14 protein-coding genes (1 of these 14 running past the window's edge) are annotated in these 17908 nt (G+C 60.2%); 10 read left to right on the top strand and 4 right to left on the bottom strand.

Translation table 11 applies throughout. The annotated features are described in order from the left end of the window. Positions 1-13: 13 nt before the first annotated feature. Entirely contained in the window at positions 14-2068 is a 2055-nt protein-coding gene (locus tag DVR09_RS00645) for a TonB-dependent receptor (RefSeq protein WP_115415227.1), read from the bottom strand. A gap of 164 nt (positions 2069-2232) precedes the next feature. Between DVR09_RS00645 and DVR09_RS00640 the strand changes: the two genes are divergently transcribed. The 9 genes from DVR09_RS00640 (at position 2233) to DVR09_RS17850 (ending at position 11774) form a co-directional block, all read left to right on the top strand. After that, positions 2233-3372, top strand: coding sequence for a TetR/AcrR family transcriptional regulator (locus DVR09_RS00640; RefSeq protein ID WP_115415226.1), 1140 nt, complete (start codon positions 2233-2235; stop codon positions 3370-3372). 350 nt (positions 3373-3722) lie between these two features. After that, on the top strand, positions 3723-4244 hold the full coding sequence (locus DVR09_RS00635) for a hypothetical protein (RefSeq protein WP_162814799.1): 522 nt from the start codon (positions 3723-3725) through the stop codon (positions 4242-4244). 1 nt (position 4245) lies between these two features. Beyond that, positions 4246-4695 (top strand): hypothetical protein, encoded by a 450-nt coding sequence (locus DVR09_RS00630; protein ID WP_115415224.1) that lies wholly within the window; start codon positions 4246-4248, stop codon positions 4693-4695. Between the two features lie 378 nt (positions 4696-5073). Continuing rightward, entirely contained in the window at positions 5074-5565 is a 492-nt protein-coding gene (locus DVR09_RS00625) for an Lrp/AsnC family transcriptional regulator (protein WP_115415223.1), read from the top strand. Positions 5566-6220: 655 nt separating this feature from the next. Then, a complete protein-coding gene (locus DVR09_RS00620) occupies positions 6221-7411 on the top strand; it encodes a trans-sulfuration enzyme family protein (RefSeq protein WP_199798577.1) in 1191 nt (396 codons plus the stop codon). A gap of 134 nt (positions 7412-7545) precedes the next feature. Further along, positions 7546-7968, top strand: a complete 423-nt coding sequence (locus DVR09_RS00615) for an OsmC family protein (protein WP_199798576.1) — start codon at positions 7546-7548, stop codon at positions 7966-7968. Between the two features lie 52 nt (positions 7969-8020). After that, positions 8021-11113: a TonB-dependent receptor domain-containing protein gene (locus DVR09_RS00610; RefSeq protein ID WP_115415220.1), complete on the top strand. Its 3093-nt coding sequence runs from the start codon at positions 8021-8023 to the stop codon at positions 11111-11113. Between the two features lie 111 nt (positions 11114-11224). Continuing rightward, positions 11225-11539 carry a carboxymuconolactone decarboxylase family protein gene (locus DVR09_RS00605; RefSeq protein ID WP_115415219.1) on the top strand — a complete coding sequence of 105 codons (315 nt, stop codon included), beginning with the start codon at positions 11225-11227 and terminating at the stop codon, positions 11537-11539. Positions 11540-11666: 127 nt separating this feature from the next. Further along, positions 11667-11774, top strand: a complete 108-nt coding sequence (locus DVR09_RS17850; RefSeq protein ID WP_115417698.1) for a hypothetical protein — start codon at positions 11667-11669, stop codon at positions 11772-11774. Positions 11775-11955: 181 nt separating this feature from the next. Here DVR09_RS17850 and DVR09_RS00595 read toward each other — a convergent pair whose 3' ends face one another. Then, positions 11956-12564: a fumarylacetoacetate hydrolase family protein gene (locus DVR09_RS00595; protein WP_162814798.1), complete on the bottom strand. Its 609-nt coding sequence runs from the start codon at positions 12562-12564 to the stop codon at positions 11956-11958. A 169-nt stretch (positions 12565-12733) separates the two neighbouring features. On the opposite strand from DVR09_RS00595, the gene DVR09_RS00590 reads away from it, so the two are divergent. Then, positions 12734-14230: a DUF885 family protein gene (locus tag DVR09_RS00590; protein ID WP_115415217.1), complete on the top strand. Its 1497-nt coding sequence runs from the start codon at positions 12734-12736 to the stop codon at positions 14228-14230. Positions 14231-14404: 174 nt separating this feature from the next. On the opposite strand, the gene DVR09_RS00585 is transcribed toward DVR09_RS00590, so the two are convergent. Together DVR09_RS00585 and DVR09_RS00580 are read right to left on the bottom strand one after the other, a co-directional pair. Continuing rightward, a complete protein-coding gene (locus tag DVR09_RS00585) occupies positions 14405-15694 on the bottom strand; it encodes a dihydrolipoamide acetyltransferase family protein (protein ID WP_115415216.1) in 1290 nt (429 codons plus the stop codon). A gap of 5 nt (positions 15695-15699) precedes the next feature. Further along, positions 15700-17908, bottom strand: partial view of a thiamine pyrophosphate-binding protein gene (locus DVR09_RS00580; protein ID WP_115415215.1) — the 3' portion only. 143 nt of this gene lie beyond the right edge of the window; the window shows 2209 of its 2352 coding nt (coding positions 144-2352); its start codon lies beyond the right edge, outside the window; its stop codon occupies positions 15700-15702.

Genomic DNA, 17908 nt, shown 5'->3' with positions numbered 1-17908 from the left:
TCCGTGGATCGGCTTAGAAGGTCAGCGCGGCTTCGACCGTCACGCTGCGCGGCGGGGCGAAGTGGGCATAGGTCGATCCGGCATTGACGAGGCCCCGCACGGCATAGTCCTCGTCGAACAGGTTGCGCCCGACCACCGCGAGCCGCACCGGCCCTGCCCGCCACGCAATCCGCGCATCGAACACCACATAACCATCCTGCCGCGAGCTGTTGGCGGCATCGAAATGCATCGGTCCGTTGTGGGTGAGATCGGCCCCCAGTTCGAAGCTGTCTGCCACAGCGTAGGAGGCGCTGGCGGTCAGCGAATATTCGGGGACGAGTTCGATCCGGTTATCGGCATAGGAAAGGTCCGGCCCCGGTTCGTATTCGCGATAGCGCGCATCGGTGAAGCCGCCACGCAGCGACAGGTCGAGGCCCGGTGCGGCCTGCCAGTCGAGCGCCGCTTCCGCGCCCCAGCTTCGTGCGCTGGTAGCATTGTCGACGATGGTGGCGATGGTGAACGGTTCGGTGCCGGTGATGACGCTGCGCTGCACCTGCAGGTCCGACCAGTCGATATAGAAGACCGCCGCTTCAAATCCCGCCGCGCCGTTGGCGAAGCGTTGCTTGTAGCCGACTTCGTACTGCCAGCTGTTCTCCGGTTCGTAAGCCACATCGCGCGTGCCGCTATTGCCGATGAACACCGACCCGGCGCGGAAACCGCGGTTGACCGAGGCGTAGACCTGCCCCTCGCCGCCAAGCAGGTAAGACAACGCCAGCTTAGGCTGGAAGGTGCGATAGGTATTCCGGGCGTTCTGCTGAGACGCGCCTGCCGCCGCGACATAGTCGACATCCTGCCGCTCCACCGCAAAGCGCCCGCCCATGGTCACACGCCAATTGGAGGAGACATCGTAGGACAGCTCGCCAAATACAGCAGCCGCATCGGTGGTGCGGTCCTGGTTCTGGTAGAGCAGCACCAGGTCGAGCGGCGCGAAGGTCATCGTGCTGCGGAATGAATTGGTCTCGTGCAGGTAGTAAAGGCCCGCGATCCACTCGATGTCAGCGCCCGCCCCGCTCGCGCGCAGCTCCTGCGAGAAGCTGTCATAGCTGTCGAACTGGCCGATCAGGACCGGGCTGACCACAGCTGAAGCTACCAGATTGCGCCGCGTGGAGGCAAAGGCGGTGACCGAGGTGAGGTCCACCGGCCCGCTGCGCTTGAGCGTCAGCACGGGCAGGATCATCCGTCCGTCGCTGGTGCCGATATCGGGCGCGATGCTCTCGCGCGGGCTGGAGGTGGGCACGAGATCGTCCGACAGGCCGTCATATTCGTCATAGGTAAAGGCAAGCCGGGCCAGCCAGTCGCCGGACTCGTAGCCGATGGTAAGCCGTCCTGTACCGTTTTCGTTGCGGTGGGCATCCTCCCGGTCGAGCGTGACATTGGTGACGAAGCCGTCGGTCTTTTCGTAGCGGCCCGCCGCGCGGACAAAGAAACCGGATTCGCCAAGTTCTCCGCCGAGCGCGGCGCGCGCACCGAAGGTTTCGCCGCTGCCATAAGAGGCGGCGACCTCATCCGGGGCGCCGTTGCGGCCATCGTTGGTGACGAGGTTGATCACACCGGCATTGGTATTGCGCCCATAGAGCGTACCCTGCGGGCCACGCAGCACTTCCACCTGGGCAAGATCGAGCTGCCGATAAGCGCGACCATAGGGCACGACCACCGAGTCGATCGCGGTGCTGAAGTTCTGGTTGTCGGATGTGCCGGTGGCGCCGACGCCGCGATAGATCAGGCGGTACTGGCCATCGGAGAACTCGGCCACGTCCAGATTGGGCGTGATCTGCGCGATCTGCTCTACCTGCTCCACGCGCCGGGTGGCGAGATCCTCTCCGCCATAAAGCACCACGCTGGCCGGCAGGTCGAGCGCGCCCTGATCGCGCTTGCTGGCCGTCACCACGATAACCGATTGCGCCGCCTCGTCGCCGCCCCGTGCCTGCTGCGCGGCTGCAGGAGCGGCGATCAGCATCGGCGAAGCGAGGAGCGCCGCCCTGATCGGATGCCTTTGGCGCGAAGCCTGTTGATTCGACCCGGTCTTCATCACGTTCTTTTCCCCTAAACAGGCGATTCCCACTCGGAAGCGCGCTGATGAGCGGCCTGGTACGGTCGTCCAGTTACAGTTTGATGACCTTGGCAAAGCTTGTCGAATTGCCTATCGGCAAGGCTCAGGTACGGTCGTACAAGACGTGATGGGGAAGGGCAACAATGGCTGCGGATGCTGAATTGGCCGCGATGGCAACCGACAAGCGCCTGGCGCACCATGCCGCGCAGCTGTGGCGGGCAGGTGGGCTACGCGCGGTCACTTTCGGCGCGGTCGCGAAGGAGGCAGCGAGCGGCAAGTCGCTCGTTTCGCATCACTTTCCCAGCCATCGGCACTTGCTGCTGGCAGCCGGTCACCTGGTGGCCGGAGCCCTGGCAGAAAAGCTGGAGGCGATTGCGCAAGCCTTGCAGGCGAGCGACCGCGCCGCGCGGCAGGATGGACCCGCCATCCTCATCGAACGATTACTCTACGAGGATGGCGAGCAGGCCACCTGTCTGCTGGAGCTTTGCGCGCTGGCGCTGAGCGATGCGGATTTTCGCGACATGCTGGCACCGATCTTCGCTGCAATCGCCCGCATTGCCGCGCTGACCGAAGCCGATACGCGACTGATCCAGATCGCGGTGCTGGGGGAACTGCTGCAGCACGCGCCGATCCCCCGCTCACCGCTGGGGCCGCAGGGCCTTCGCGAAAGGATGCGCCTGTTCACCGCGCCGGGCGCCCAGCATCCGGAGCTGGTCGAAGGCTTCCGCTCGCTCGCCAACGCGCGCGTGGAAAAGCGAGCACTGGCTGCAGAGGACAGGCAAGATCCATCGCCCGAAGACCGCCGCGAGCGCATTGTGCTCGCGGCGCGCAACCTGCTCGCGCGTGGGGAAGATCCCTCGCACCGCGCCATCGCGGCAGAGGCCGGGGTCTCGCTCTCGGCGACCACCTACTACTTCAAGTCACGCACCGACATCGTGATCGGTATCTATGAACGTATCCAGGCTGATACGCGGGAAGGCCGCGCGCAAGCGGCCTTCGCCAGCGTTAGCGACACGCGCGAATTCATTGCGGCCCTGCGGGCCTTGCTTCCCTATTACCCAGCCCATCCCGATGCGACGGTGGCGCATCTCAATCTCGTCCTGCTCGCCGCCCGCACACCGCCCTTACGCGACTGGGCGGACCGCGCACAGAAATTGGAGATCGCGGGGCTGCGCCAATTGCTGGCCCGGTTCGAACCCGATATCGGCATCGATCTGGGCCGGACATCGCTTTCGGTCATCTCCGGCCTTGCCCTTGACCTGCTGCTGCATCCGCCGGACTGAAACCATGCCACGCGTGGTGCAACATGGTACCGGGCCGAGGTAAATGTGCGGAAGGCAGCACTTGGGCTGCTCACGCTCCAACGTGAACGGCGGCAACGGGGGCGCGAAACGGACTTTCTGTATCCCCATTAGCTCCAGCTTTTGATCCCTACCCATAGTTTCTCATAGCTAACCACTGCAAATTGCTCCGCGATGGAGAACCTCCGCGACTTCAGAATACCCTCTCATTCATTACTGAATTCTCGGGCGAGGATATTTCTAGAAGCATGAGCGAATATTCAAAGATCACTTGACCGTTGGAAATGATCTACGCAATTTTCTGCGGGGCTTGAACACCGGTGTTCGGGAATGTGATAGAACTGCTTTTCAAGAGAGAACAGACGACTGGAAGCGTAGGGCGGGTTAACTTTAAGCTGTGGGGCAAGCTTGAAGTCACTCAAGACGAACAGGCGCTCATCAGACGATATCGGTTCGATGAATCCATCCTCATCGGCGCGGATGATCGTCACCTGCTACGCGGTGCGGTCAGGCTCGGCGCAATTGTGTTCGTAATCGCCGCACTTCTCCTGACCTATCTCTCTTCAAGCGGCATCACGGGGTTGGTTGGCGGCCTCGCCGCCGACGCAGGCGCTGGTTATTGGCAGATGAACGAGAAGCGCGAGACGATCTTCGTGAAAGATCTTCTCCATGGTCGCCACTTCACATGCGAAAGCGTCGTCGAGCTTGCCAAGAAGGAAGCCTGGATTGAGGGAGCCTGCGAGATGTTTCGCCAGGTCAGGGAAAGCGCCAAGCATTGGGATGGCGTTGAACGCAACACGATCGAGCCACTGCCGAAGGGGCTCGCGCGAGAAATGATCCTCCGGGCGTTCTGATATGGTCTGGCGCGTCGGAGCGCGGGTTCATTCTTCAATACATAGACTATTCAAGCCAAGTGAGGCGGAATTGGTGCGCCGAGAGCGGAACGAGGTCGAGAGCCTGTTCCAGCAAGCGGGTGTCGCCGATCAGGCGGGACGATCTCGACTGATCGGAGCGATTGGGAATGCGGTGGCCGACCGCCTCGGCGCTCCGCCCTCCCATGATCAGGCCCTCCTGATCCAAGATTTGGTGGCCGAACTGTTTTCATATGAAGGCCTGTTCGTCCTGCCCGAAGTGGACTGGGCGGCGGAGCGCACGATTGCCGAGCTATGGGATATCAGGGAAGAACTCATCCGTCAGCGCGGCTTCGTGGCTGACTTTGAGGCGAACTGCGAACTCCTGGAGCTGGCCTCTACATCAATTCTTGGGCCGCATGGCTTTCCTAAGCGAGATCAGGGCCGACGATAGCAGGCTGTTCACCGCCGCCATCGTGATGATGGCCGAGATGTTCGCGAGGGGGCATATCCGCGAATAGGCATAACCCTTCTGTGTTCGTGCACACACTCCCATTCCCGCTGCGATGGGGGGAGCGCAAAGGCCGAGGAAAAATGGATCGGTGGTGCATTGCACCGTCTTCACCCTCGGAATCGTATCCGGCGTGGATCGCGCGCGTTTCAAGATCGCTGCGCGCAGCCCCGCCTCTATTAGCCATTGCAGCAAGCGCGGAACGGCCAGTTTGGTCCCGAATACCCATCATTGCACAAGATACACGCTCGCTTCTGGGTTGATGCCGGCAAGAATTGCCGCGATATGGTCGCTATAAGACAGAATCTGCGGTGAGGGACAATGGACGGTTACGATAGAAAAATCCTGCAAGAGCTGCGCCGCAACGGTCGTATAACGAACCAAGAGCTGTCGGAGCGGATCAACCTCTCCCCGTCACCGTGCCTTCGGCGCGTCAGGGCGATGGAAGAGTCAGGGGTGATTGCAGGTTACACGACCATCATCGACCAAAGTAAGCTTGGCAAATCGGTGACACTGTTCGTTCGCGTCAAGCTTGAACGCCACAACCGCACAGGCGTGGCGGAGTTCGAGCGCGGAGTGCAGAACTCGGAGAATGTGCTCGCATGCTATCTCATCAGTGGGGAGTATGATTATCTGCTGCACATAATCATGGACAATCTCGAATCCTACGAGGAGTTCGTCCGCACCGAGCTGCACAATCTGGCCGGTGTCTCGGGCATCGACAGCGGATTTGCCTATGGCTGCGTCAAACAGCCAACCGGCGTTTACGTAAGCGGCGACTTGCAACCGCGAACGATGCGGAAGGCCCTTTAGACGAACCGGTATTTTTCTTGCCTGCTTTAACCATGCGAGAATTCTCTACCCGACCATGATCAAGATGTAATTCCTTTGCTCCTCCGTCGAGATATCCGGCTGTCCGGACGTCCAACGACCGCATCCCGCCCGAGATGGCGACGAGCCTGCTGGGACTGGTCGCATCCAGTTTTTGCGTTCGTAGAGACCAGCGCGCTATCTTTCGGGACTGCGGCGGCCCCGATACGCACCCCATCCGGCTGACGAGCATCGAGATATTCAACGCCAGGCTTCCGCTATCTTTCGGCGAACGTTTCAGGTGCGCCAGAAAATTGCGCAACAAACCGGATACGATAAGAAATCTACCAGAATCCGACGCTGCATCTCCGAAAACGCAAACCCATTGCGTGTAACGCCGAATACATCTCGGAGAATGATCTCAGCCTTCAAATCTTCCGGCCTCATGGCTCGACAGCTTCGCTCATTACTCTCTGCTCGAAGCGCTGCGGGAAGGCTCTGATCGATGGGTCGTGCCACCTCCGATACGCGTCAAGTAGTGCCCATCCGCGGCGATAAGAATGCTGAGGGCATACGGCCCGAGCACCAAACGTGGCTGAACTCGCTGACCAGATCCCGGAAATCGGGGCCGTATCTGAGCGATCATCAACTCGTCGGCATGGCTGACCAGACGCTCGCGGTACATGCGGGCAGCGGCAACGAAGCGGTCACTGGCTGTGTCGGCACGCCGATCTACCAATCCACCACCTTTCTCTTGAATGAGGATCAGTATCAATCGGTTGGTCAAGGCTATGCCCGGGATAGGTTCATCTACACCCGCTATGGCAATCCTAGCCAGTGGTCGGTTCAAGAGAAATTGGCCGCACTGGAAGGCGCGGAATCTTCGGTCGTCTTTTCCTCCGGGATGGCGGCGATCTCGACTACATTGCTTACGCTGCTCGATCCCGGCGGACACGTCGTCGCGTCGAACGAGCTCTACGGCGGGACCTACAATTTTCTGAACATGGAGCTGCCGAATCTCGGCATGACCGCGACGCTAGTCGATCCGCGTGATTATGACGCGATCGAGGCGGCAATACGTCCCAATACGCAGGTTCTCTATTTCGAAACGATCACTAATCCGCTCCTCAAGATCGTCGATCTGAAGCGCCTCGGAGATATCGCCGAGAGGCGCGGTGTTCGTCTCGTGGTCGATGCGACTTTCTCCACTCCCATCGTTACCAAGCCGCTTGAGTACGGCGTCGATATCGTCGTGCATTCGGCGACCAAATATCTCAACGGACACAGCGATCTGGTCGCCGGCGTCGCGGCGGGCGATCGCAAGCTTATCGACCAGGTTTGGGCTCGCATGCTCAATTTCGGTGGCTGCCTCGATCCGCATGCCTGCTTTCTTCTCGAACGCGGCCTGAAGACGCTTGCGGTGCGGATGAAGGCACATGCGGAAACCGCGCTTGCGGTTGCAACCCGTCTCGAGGCGCATCCTCAGGTCCGGCGTGTCTTCCATCCAATGCTCGAAACACATCCCGATCACGCCCTGGCGAAAGAACTGATGCGTTGTGGGACGGGCAACGTCACTTTCGAGGTGAAAGGCGGCGATGTGGCCGCGCTCGATCTTGTCGACAACATGACCTTGGCGCGCAGTGCCACCAGTCTCGGTGGTGTCGAAAGCCTGGTCAGTCTCCCGTTCAATTCATCCCACTCCAGCTTCACCGCAAGGCAACGCGCGGAGATGGGCATCATGCCGGGATGTGTTCGCCTGTCCGTCGGAATTGAAGATCCGGACGACCTCATCGCCGATCTCGACCAGGCATTCGATCAAATCCGTCCAACCAGAGAGGCGAGCGCTTGAACAATAACATCTCCGTCTGCGCGTTGAGCGAGTTCGTAAACGAAGTGAAGGCGTCGCCTGAGGAAGCGGAGGCCTCCTACGGCGTAAGACTTGCATGGCAAAGCGGAGCGCGAAGTTCCGCGGAAGCCTCTCCGATGAAAATCGGGCCGCATACCGTAAGCCGCAATTTCTCGTGGTCGATCGACGAGCCCCGTCAGCTTCTCGGCTCGAACCATGCGCCCAATCCGCAGGAATATCTGCTGTCGGGCTTCGGCGCCTGCATGATGATGGCTTTCGTGTCTGGAGCGACCGCGAAGGGCATTCAGCTCGAGCATCTATCGATCAATGTCGAGGGCGATCTCGACCTTCACGGCTTTCTCGGAATGGAGAGCAACGCTCCGGTCGGCTTCTCGGCCATTCGCTATCGCATTGATGTGCGCGGCGACGCCTCGCCCGAGACATTCGAAGCGCTCCGGCAGCAGGCGGAGAGCCACAGCCCCAACGCCATGACCCTGGCCAATCCGGTCGAGCTGTTGGGCGAGATAAATGCGGAGGAGGTTCGCGACAGCGACACGTAAACACCGCTCGCGATGAAGAGCGGGAAGAACAATTATGTAGGGGAGGGGAATAATGTCATCGAATACCAGAAATGTGAAGCGCCCGGTTCGCGCCGGCTTGCTGGCCGGTGCCGCGACGCTGGCCGTGATCGGGCAGAGTGCGGCTGCGCAGACGCAGAAGCCAGACACGGAGCCTGAGGAGGAAGAGATCGATGTCCTGCCGACTACTGAGCAGGATGAGAATGCGGGTGCCACGATCGTCGTCACCGGCTCGCGCATCGCCCGCGACGAGTTTGACCAAACCGCGCCGGTTTCGGTCATAGATTCAACGGTGATCGAAAGCTCGGGCCAGAATGCCCTGAGTGACATCCTGCAGCGCAATCCGGCGATCGCGGTGGGTACGGGCCTGCAGAACACGGGTGATAGCGTCGATGTCGGCGCCGGGTTCATCAGTATGCGCGGTCTCGGTGTCGATCGATCGCTGACGCTGGTGAACGGCAAGCGCCGCGTACCTGGGGACGTCACTTCGAGCACGGCCGATGTCAACGCCATTCCCAATGCGCTGGTCGAACGGGTGGAAATTCTCACGGGCGGAACTTCGGCAATTTATGGTGCTGATGCGGTTGTGGGCGTCACTAACATCATTCTGAAAGAGGATTTCGACGGGCTGCAGCTATCCGGTCGGATGCGCATTCCCGAACAGCTCGGCGGTGGTGGCGGATACGACTTCGACATCGTCGGTGGCGGCAATTTCGGCGGCGGTCGTGGTAATGCCGTGTTTGCTCTTACCTATACCAAAACGGATCGTCTCGATGGTCAGGACCGCGATTTCTCGCGTGGCTTGCGGGTGTCGCAATTCCGGACGAACCGCTTGGACACCGGCCTTAACGATGGCATTCCCGACCGGATTGTCGTGCGGGATGTGGTTACTGCGACATATCCGGCGACCGGTGGGTTCTACTTCTTCAACCCCAATGTTCCTTTCGACAGGACCATTGTGAATAGCGACCAGTCCCGGCTTTTCAACTCCGGGGATCCACTCCGCTTCAACAGGTTCACTGCCGATGAGAACGGCTTGAGGCCGATCCAGAACGACAGCGCGCAATGTTATGCCGTGGGTTGTTTTGCGGATGTTCGCGCACAGGGCGGTGACGGGTTCCGTTTTGAAAATTTCACCACCCTGATCAGCGATTTCGAACGCTTCACGAGTTTCGGGCGCGCAACTTACGACATTACTCCGGCGGTTCAGTTCTATGGCCAGTTCGATGCTTCGAAGATCAAGGCCCATGGCGGTGCTCAGGCACCCTTCTTGCCGTTCCGTGACTTCGCCATCAGGCTAACTCGCGATAATCCGCTTCTGCATCCCAGCGTCACTGCGTTCATGGACGACCCGAACAGCGTCATTCCCCTAACTCAGGCGCAGATTGACGATCCGGCGAACAACCCTCGTCTCGCTCCGATCACGTCGATCGGGGTCAATCGCACGCTAGAAGATTTGGGGCGTCGGACAAGCTATGCCACAAGGCAGGTGGTGTCGGCGATTGGCGGGTTCGAAGGAACCTTGTTCGATGGCTGGGACTTCGACGCCTTTTATCAATACGGACAAACCAAGGTGAGCGCGCGGGTCACCAATACCGTCTACGCGGAACGTCTGCTGCAGGCTTTCGATGTGATATCCGACCCGGTTACCGGCGCACCGGTCTGCCGCGACTTGAATGCACGTGCCGCCGGTTGCCAGCCGTTGCGCGCATTGGGTCCGGAAAACCAGATAACCGATCCCACATTCCGGCAGTGGCTGTTTGCCGAGCCCGTCGAAACTTCGAAAATCGAACAGCAGCTGGCCGGCGCGACGGTTACCGGTTCGCTGTTCGACCTTCCTGCCGGCCCGGTGGGACTGGCCGCTGGTGTCGAATATCGCAAGGAGAAGGTCCAGTTCCGCGACGATATCAGGCGCCAATCGCTGCTGCTGCAAACCTTCTCTCCGCCTGAAGATGGGGATTTCGCGGTCGCTGAGGTCTTTGCCGAGACGGTCGTGCCGATCCTCGAAGGTAAGCCGTTTTTCGAAAAGCTGCAGATCGAAGGCGCGGTACGCTATTCCGACTATAACCTTCCCCTCGGCAGCACCTGGACCTGGAAGGCGGGCGGCGTCTGGTCGCCGATCCCCGATATCCGGTTCCGTGTGTCACGCTCAAGAAGCGTCCGCGCGCCGACACTGACCGACCTTTTTTCGCCCGGAGATATCGGTGCGGTCAGTCCAGTCGATCCGTGTAATGCATCGCGCATCGGGGATACGCCTCAGCGCGCCGCCAACTGCGCCGCATTGGGAATTCCGGTGGGATATGAGGATCCGCAGATCATCACCAAGCGCCAGCGCACCGGTGGTAATCCGAACCTCGCACCGGAAACCGCGAATTCTCTGACGATCGGGGCGGTGCTGGAGCCGCGTTTCATTCCTAATCTGTCGATCGCCGTGGACTATTGGCAAATCGATCTGGAAGGGGCGATCTCGACCCTGCCTCTGCAGGATCTGGTCAATGCTTGTGTCGATGCGGAGACGATTGATAACCCATTCTGCCGCCTGACCGAACGCTTTCCGGCTGGTCATCCGAACGAGTTCCAGATCTCGCTGGTCGAAAACACCTTCGTCAATTTCGGCAAGCGCGAAGCCTCGGGCGTCGATTTCAATGTGCGTTACTTCAACGATCTCGAAAATATCATCGGCGGTCTGCCGGGCGATTTCGTAATCAATGTGAATGGTACCTACCTCCACAAAAACAACAGTCAGCCCGATCCGGACGATCCCGATACGGTCTTTATTTTCGCCGGAGAGAGTGCCCTCCCGCATTGGCGCTTCAATGCCAGCTTCAGCTACAATCTCGACAAGTTGCATGTGAACTGGTTCACCAACTTCAGGTCGGCGAGCAGGACGGATAACCAGCAGGCCGGACCGGAATCCTATCCCGAAGGCTTCGACAGCATACCGTCTCGGATCTACAATGATCTGTACGTGTCGCTGGACGTCACTGAGGTGTTCCAGATATCGGCAGGCATCAATAACGTCTTTGATGTCTCTCCGCCCGATCACCCCTTCGTTTGGGGTGGCGGCGGCGGTCGCTTCGACAGCAATGGCCGCACTTTTCTGATCGGAGCTCGGATGAGGTTCTGATCTGGCCGAGTGGTCGAGCCTCTCCACTGCGCCGCCGCTTTTATGAAGCGGCGGCACTTTTTCCGACTCGAAACACATTCCGCACCGTCGTTCGGTATAAGGGACAACACAATGTATGATATGAAGCGTCTTGGAAATCTGCAGACTATGGGCAAACTCGCGCCAGAGGCTTGGGAGGCATTTCAGAGATTTGACCGGGAAGCGCTGAAAGACGGTGCGATACCGGCCAAATACAAGGAACTTATCGCAGTCTCGGTCGCCTTGACTACACAATGCCCCTATTGCCTGGAACTTCATCGCGGGCGAGCAATCGAAGCCGGGGCGAACGAACGGGAAATCGCGGAGGCCGTTTTCGTTGCCGGTGCATTGCGTGCGGGCGCCGCTATCACGCACGGCGTCCATGTGTGTGGTAATGGCGAGGCGTGAGCCACCACTCATGCAATCCAGCTAGAGGCATCGAGGTTCCATGATACAATTCCCTCGGAACTTGACGGCGCTCGGCATTCGTCTTGCAGCTGCCATCCATCACGAACATACGAGATAGCGGAACCAGATCGAGCTCATCGCCTCTGAGAATATCCCAAACAAGGCCATCCTTAACGCCCAAGGTTCAGCGCTGACGTATAGATATACCGAGAGTTATCCCGGTCACAGATATTAGGGCGGCTGCGAACACGATTACGTCGGCGTGCAACTGGCAATGGACTACGCGAAAGATCTCTTCGGCTTGCAGTTCGCCAGTCTTCGGCGGCGCTCCAGCTTTCGCTGGAGCGCTACCGCTGCCACGACTGACATACCGCCCCAACAAGCTGATCGCCGATATCGGCTGGCGGAGCAGGCCGTCAGCCGGGCACAACGCGGTTGGTCATCTGCCCGATCCCATCGATCTCCAGTCGGACTTCGTCGCCATCGTTCAGGAACTTCCAGTCCTCGATGCCGCAGCAATAGGGCATTGCACCGGTCGCAATCATCTCGCCGGGATAGAGAGTCTCGCCAGTTGACGTATAGGCGATGATCTCGGCTATTGAATGCGACATCATACTGGTAGAGGATTCGCCGCGCACTTCGCCATTGACCCGAACGCGGGCTTTCAGATTCATCGGGTCCGGAACCTCGTCACGGGTTACCAGCCACGGGCCGATGATATTGCTGTTGTCGAAGTCCTTCCCCTTGGCGGGACCGGCGGACATGGGGCCGACCTCTTCGAACAACTGTTCGCGGGCACTGACGTCGTTGTATACCAGATAACCGAAAACATGCTCTTCCGCGTCGGTAGGAGCTATCGATTTTCCCTTCTTGCCGATTATCACCGCCAGTTCGAGTTCGTAGTCCAGCTTCTCCCCATAGGGAGGGCGAATGATATCGTCGTGCGGGCCAGCGATATTGGTCACTGTGCCCTTGTAATAGACGGGCCGCTCGAAAAACTGTTTCGGCGGGATTTTGATCGCCACTTTGAAAAGCAGGGATTTGAGCTTGCTCCAATGGTGTTTGGCAACAGCCCGAAACGATCGCTCGAGATGTAGGGCATAGACGCTGAAGGACCGCAGCTGAACCGAGCCCAGCGGCTATCGTGCGCTTCAGCTGCTCTATTCGCAATTCCGGTCTATCGTGCCGCCGCCGATGGTAAAGGGCGTTCCCGACTATTCGCCAGAGGTGATGACGCGCCAATATGCGGAGCTGAAGGCCCTTAAATCCCGGTTGCGCGCCATCGACGATAGCAACTGGCCGATCTCGCAGCGTGTGGATTACATGGTCGTGCTGGCCGAGATGCGTGGGTTCGAATTTCAGCACCGCGTTCTTCAGCCATGGAAGCGCGATCCAGCGTTCTACAGTACGACGAACCTTGGCTTCGGGCCGAAAATGCACGGTGCGATCGCCATTCCCGATCTGCCGCTTGATCAGTTTGAGGCGGCCGAAATGGCGGCCAGACTCGAGGCTGTGCCGGAGGCATTGCGGCAGGCGCGGGACAACCTCACCGACGCGCGCGGCGATCTTGCGCGCCTCGCGATCGCCCAGAAGCAGGTTGAAGTGAACGTCTATGGCCAGCTTGCCGAAGAAGCCGCACAATTGCAGCCGGAACTGGTCGCGCCGGCACGTCGTGCGCAAACCGCTGCCCGCGAGTTCAAGGTGTGGTTGGAAAGCATCGAGGCGCAGCTTCCCGCGCATGGTGGAGTAGGGCGGGAGAATTATGCCTGGTATTTGAAAAACGTCCTGCTGCTCCCGCATACAGTGAATGAGATCGAAACGCTTGGCGAGCGCGAATATCAGCGCCAGATCGCATTCCTGAAGATCGAGGAACATCGCAATCGCGACATTCCGATGCCGGCTCCGATCCGAACCCGTGCCGAATTCGATGCCAAGCGGAAGGCGGAAGATGAAGATCTCCTACGCTTCTTGCGCGAGGGCGATTGGGTCACGATCCCCGATTATCTCACCCACGATCCGCAAGAGGGCCCCTATCAGTTTCCGTTCGAGAAGGATCCTTCTAAGCCGGGGCTGTTCGCTCCCCCTCTTGACCTTCACTTCTTCTTCCAGGCCGAATTCCGGGATGGGCGCCCGCTGCGCGCGCATAACCTTCCTGGCCATGCCTTTGATGGATTGCAGGCGGCGCGCGATACGCGCCCGATCCGTGGGGAGCCGCGTATGTTCTTTGTTGACGGTGTGCGCAACGAGGGATGGGCGTTCTATCTCGAAGAGATGATCCTGCAGGCGGGGTTGCTCGACGACAGACCGAAAACGCGGGAGATCGACTATATCCTGGGTGCCAAACGCGCGGCCCGCATTCTGCCCGAACTGATGATGCAGAAGAATTCCTGGACTTGGGCAGAAGCCAATGCCTCGCTAATCGCTCGCACACCCAAATGGATGAAGCCTGGTGATGCCGTGGCTCAGTTCGATATCGAGCTCTATTTGCGTCAACCCGGCTACGGCATCGGATACTATATGGGGAAGATCGAACTGGAAAAGCTCATGGCTGAAGTCGCAATGCAGGAAGGTGATATGTTCGACATCAAGTCGTTCCACGATCGTTTCCGGGCGGCAGGGGCGATCCCGATCTCGCTCATCCGATGGGAAATGACCGGCCAGGATAATGAAATCAATTCGATGCGCGACTGAAAACCGGTGGTTTTGGGACGTCTGTGGTTCGGTCTGATGCATAAATATTCAAAAGGACATATGCCATTCCTATCACTGCACTTGCCCTGTGCGAAAGCTGCTCTGAGGTCTTGGAATTCTACCAGCGATGAATGAACCCCGGCATCAAGGATTCAGCCAATTTGTCCGCACCGTTTAGGTAAGCATCAGCATTGGCTGTTCGACTAGCCTGCGGAATTCGGCAAGGAAATCGGCGCCGGTCGCTCCGTCGATCGCGCGGTGGTCGAAACTGGCGGTCGCGGTGAGCAGGCGGGCCGAAACGATCGCACCATCCTGCGACCACGGCCCCTCGCGACCCGAGCCCACACCCAGAATCAGGCCCTGCGGCGGATTGATGACCGGCCCCATCGCGTCGATACCATACATGCCGAGATTGGAGATGGAGGCGGTACCGCCCTGGTAATCCTCGGGCATGAGCCGACCCTCGCGCGCCTTTTCGACCAAATCACGCGCCTCTGTGGCGATCGCGGCGAGGCTCTTCGCTCCGGCGTCGCGAATGACCGGTGTCACCAACCCGCCTTCGACAGCGACTGCTATCGCAATATCGACGCGGCGATAGCGATAAAGCCTATCGCCGCCGAACCCTACATTGGCGTCGGGCACGCGCCGCAATGCCAGGGTCATGGCGCGGATGAGCATGTCATTGACGGAAAGCTTGATCCCGTCCGGGACCAGTTCCTCGTTGAGCCGCTGGCGAAGATCGATCAACGCATCGATCTGGCAGGTCACGGATAGATAGAAATGTGGGACCGTCTGTTTGGATGCACTCAGACGGCGCGCGATGGCTTTGCGCATGGTGCTGAGCGGGTGTGCATCGTGCGGAACGCCTTCCACCGGCCCATTCGTCGCCGGGATCGGAGCCGCCTTTGCACCAGAAGACGCCCGTTCGGGCGGTGTGGCGGCAGGGATTTCCGTCACGATATCGCGCCAGAGGATGCGTCCGTCCGGTCCGCTGCCGGTAAACGAAGCCAAGTCCACTCCCCTCGCGGCAGCCAGGCGAGAGGCCAGCGCCGTGGCGTCGGCGCTACTATCGACCGGCACGGCCGCAGCGGCAACCGATCCCCCGGCAAGGGGGGTGGAAGGCGGCAGGTGTTGCGCCGCGTCGTCCGCATCCTCCGGTTGCTGTGCGGATGGTTGGATTTCGTCCCGCTCCCGATCGCCGCCGGGAGAAGGCACGGCTTCTCCTTCCTGCGCCATCACCGCGATGACGGTGCCGACGGGGATATCCTCGGTGCCGGCGGACACTTTCAGTTCGGCGACCACGCCGTCTTCGGCGGCCTCGAGTTCCATCGTCGCCTTGTCGGTTTCGATTTCGGCAAGCAAGTCGCCCGCAGCGATGGTATCGCCGGGGGAGACGAGCCATTTGGCGAGCGTTCCCGATTCCATCGTCGGAGACAGGGCGGGAAGGGTAACTTCGATCGGCATACCATCTACCTCAGGAACAATTCGGCGGCCGCTTCGACGATTGCATCGGGATCGAGGCGGTATTCGCGATACAGGTCGATGAGATCGCCGGTCTGCCCGAATCTGTCGGTGCCAAGCGCGCTGACCCGTTGGCCCCTCACTCCGCCCAGCCAGGACAGCGCGCCGGGACTGCCGTCGATCACGGTGACCAGTCCCGCTTCGGCAGGCAGCGCGCCGAGCAGGGTTTCGACATGCGACGGCGGCGCGGCTTCGCCTTGCCAGCGTGAAGCCTGCCGTGCCGACCAGTCGCGGTGGAGAAGGTCGGGGGAGATGACGTTCAGCAGCCCCAGCCCTTCGACATCCTCTGCCAGCATCGCCCAGGCCCGCAGCACTTCCGGCGCGATGGCCCCGGTAAAGGCCAGCGCCGCCTGAGTTTCGGAACCGGGACGCTTGAGCCAGTAGCCGCCCTTGACGGCATCCGTGCGCCAGCCACTGTCCTCGCGCGGGACCTGTTCGATCTCGCGAGTCGACAGGCGTAAATAGACCGATCCGCCATCATCGCGCTGCATATGGTCGAAGCTCCATTCCATCAGCAGCGCCAGCTCGTCGGCGAAAGCGGGTTCGAAATAGGTCAGGCCGGGTTGGCCCATCCCGATCAGCGGGGTGTTGATCGATTGATGCGCGCCGCCTTCCGGCCCCAGTGTCAGGCCCGATGGCGTTGCCACCAGCAGGAAGCGTGCATCCTGATAACAGGCGTAATTGAGCACATCGAGCCCGCGTGCGATGAAGGGATCGTACACCGTGCCGATCGGGAGCACGCGCTTGCCGAACAGCGGCCCGGCAAGGCCGAAGGCGGCCAGCGCCAGAAACAAATTGTGTTCGGCGATCCCGAGTTCCAGATGCTGTCCTGCTGCATGGCCGGACCATTTCTGGGTCGAGGGGATGCGCGCGTGGTGGAATACGTCTTGCAATTCCTGGCGCCGGAACAGGCCGCGTTGATTGACCCAGGCGCCCAGATTGGTCGACACCGTGACATCGGGTGAAGTGGTCACGAGATGAGCGGCCAGCTCGCTGTCCGACTTGGCGAGCTCGTGCAGGATCTTGCCGAAAGCGCCCTGGGTCGATTGCATCGCTCCCGACGGAACGGTGATGGCGTGCACGGAATAGGTCTCCGCCGGGCTTTCCGGTTCGCGCGCGGCCAGCGGCGATTTCCGCACGAAATCCTTCAGAACCTGCGCCGCATTGCCGCCGAGCCCGCCATAGGGCTCCCACTCTTCACCTTCGGCAATACCCATGTCCTCACGCAAGGTCCCGATCTGGGTCGGCGTCATCAGCCCGGCATGATTGTCTTTATGTCCCGCCAGCGGCAGGCCGAAGCCCTTGACCGTATAAGCGATGAACACCGTCGGCTTTTCGTCGGCTGCGTCGTCGAAGGCTTCCACCAGGCTTTCCATGCAATGGCCGCCCAGATTGGTCATCAGCATGTGCAGTGCGGCATCGTCGTAATCCGCCAACAGTTTGAGAGTGGCCTTGCTGTCGGCCAGGTCCCGCTCGAGCCGTTCGCGCCACGCGCTGCCGCCCTGATAGGTGAGCGCGGCGAAATCGGCATTGGGACAGTTTTCGATCCAGTCGCGCAGCGCCTTGCCGCCGGGACGGGCGAAGGCCGCCTGCTGCATCTTGCCATGCTTCAGTGTGATTACCCGCCAACCGCAGGTTTCGAAAATGTCGTCGAACCGGCGGAACATCCGGTCCGCCGTGGTCGCATCCAGCGACTGGCGATTGTAGTCGATGATCCACCAGCAATTGCGCAAATCGTGCTTGTAACCTTCGATCAGGCACTCGTAGATATTGCCTTCGTCCAGTTCCGCATCGCCCATCAGCGCGACCATTCGCCCCGCGCTTTCGGGTGCGTTCCAGCCATGCGCGATGACGTAATCCTGGACCAGGCTGGCAAAAGCGGTGATCGCGACGCCCAGCCCCACCGACCCGGTCGAGAAATCGACCGGGATGCTGTCCTTGGTCCGGCTGGGATAACTCTGCGCCCCTCCGAAGCCGCGAAAAGTCTTCAGCTTGTCGAGGCTTTGCCGCCCGAGCAGGTAATTGATCGCATGCAGCACCGGGCCGGCATGGGGCTTCACCGCGACGCGATCGTTCGGGCCGAGCGCGTGGAAGTAAAGCGCCGCCATGATTGCCGTCATCGAGGCGCAACTGGCCTGATGCCCGCCAACCTTCAGG

The sequence above is a fragment of the Erythrobacter aureus genome, assembly GCF_003355455.1.
GTDB lineage: Bacteria > Pseudomonadota > Alphaproteobacteria > Sphingomonadales > Sphingomonadaceae > Qipengyuania > Qipengyuania aurea.
Note: the sequence above shows the minus strand (reverse complement) of the source record. Positions and strands in the feature narration are given on the sequence as shown.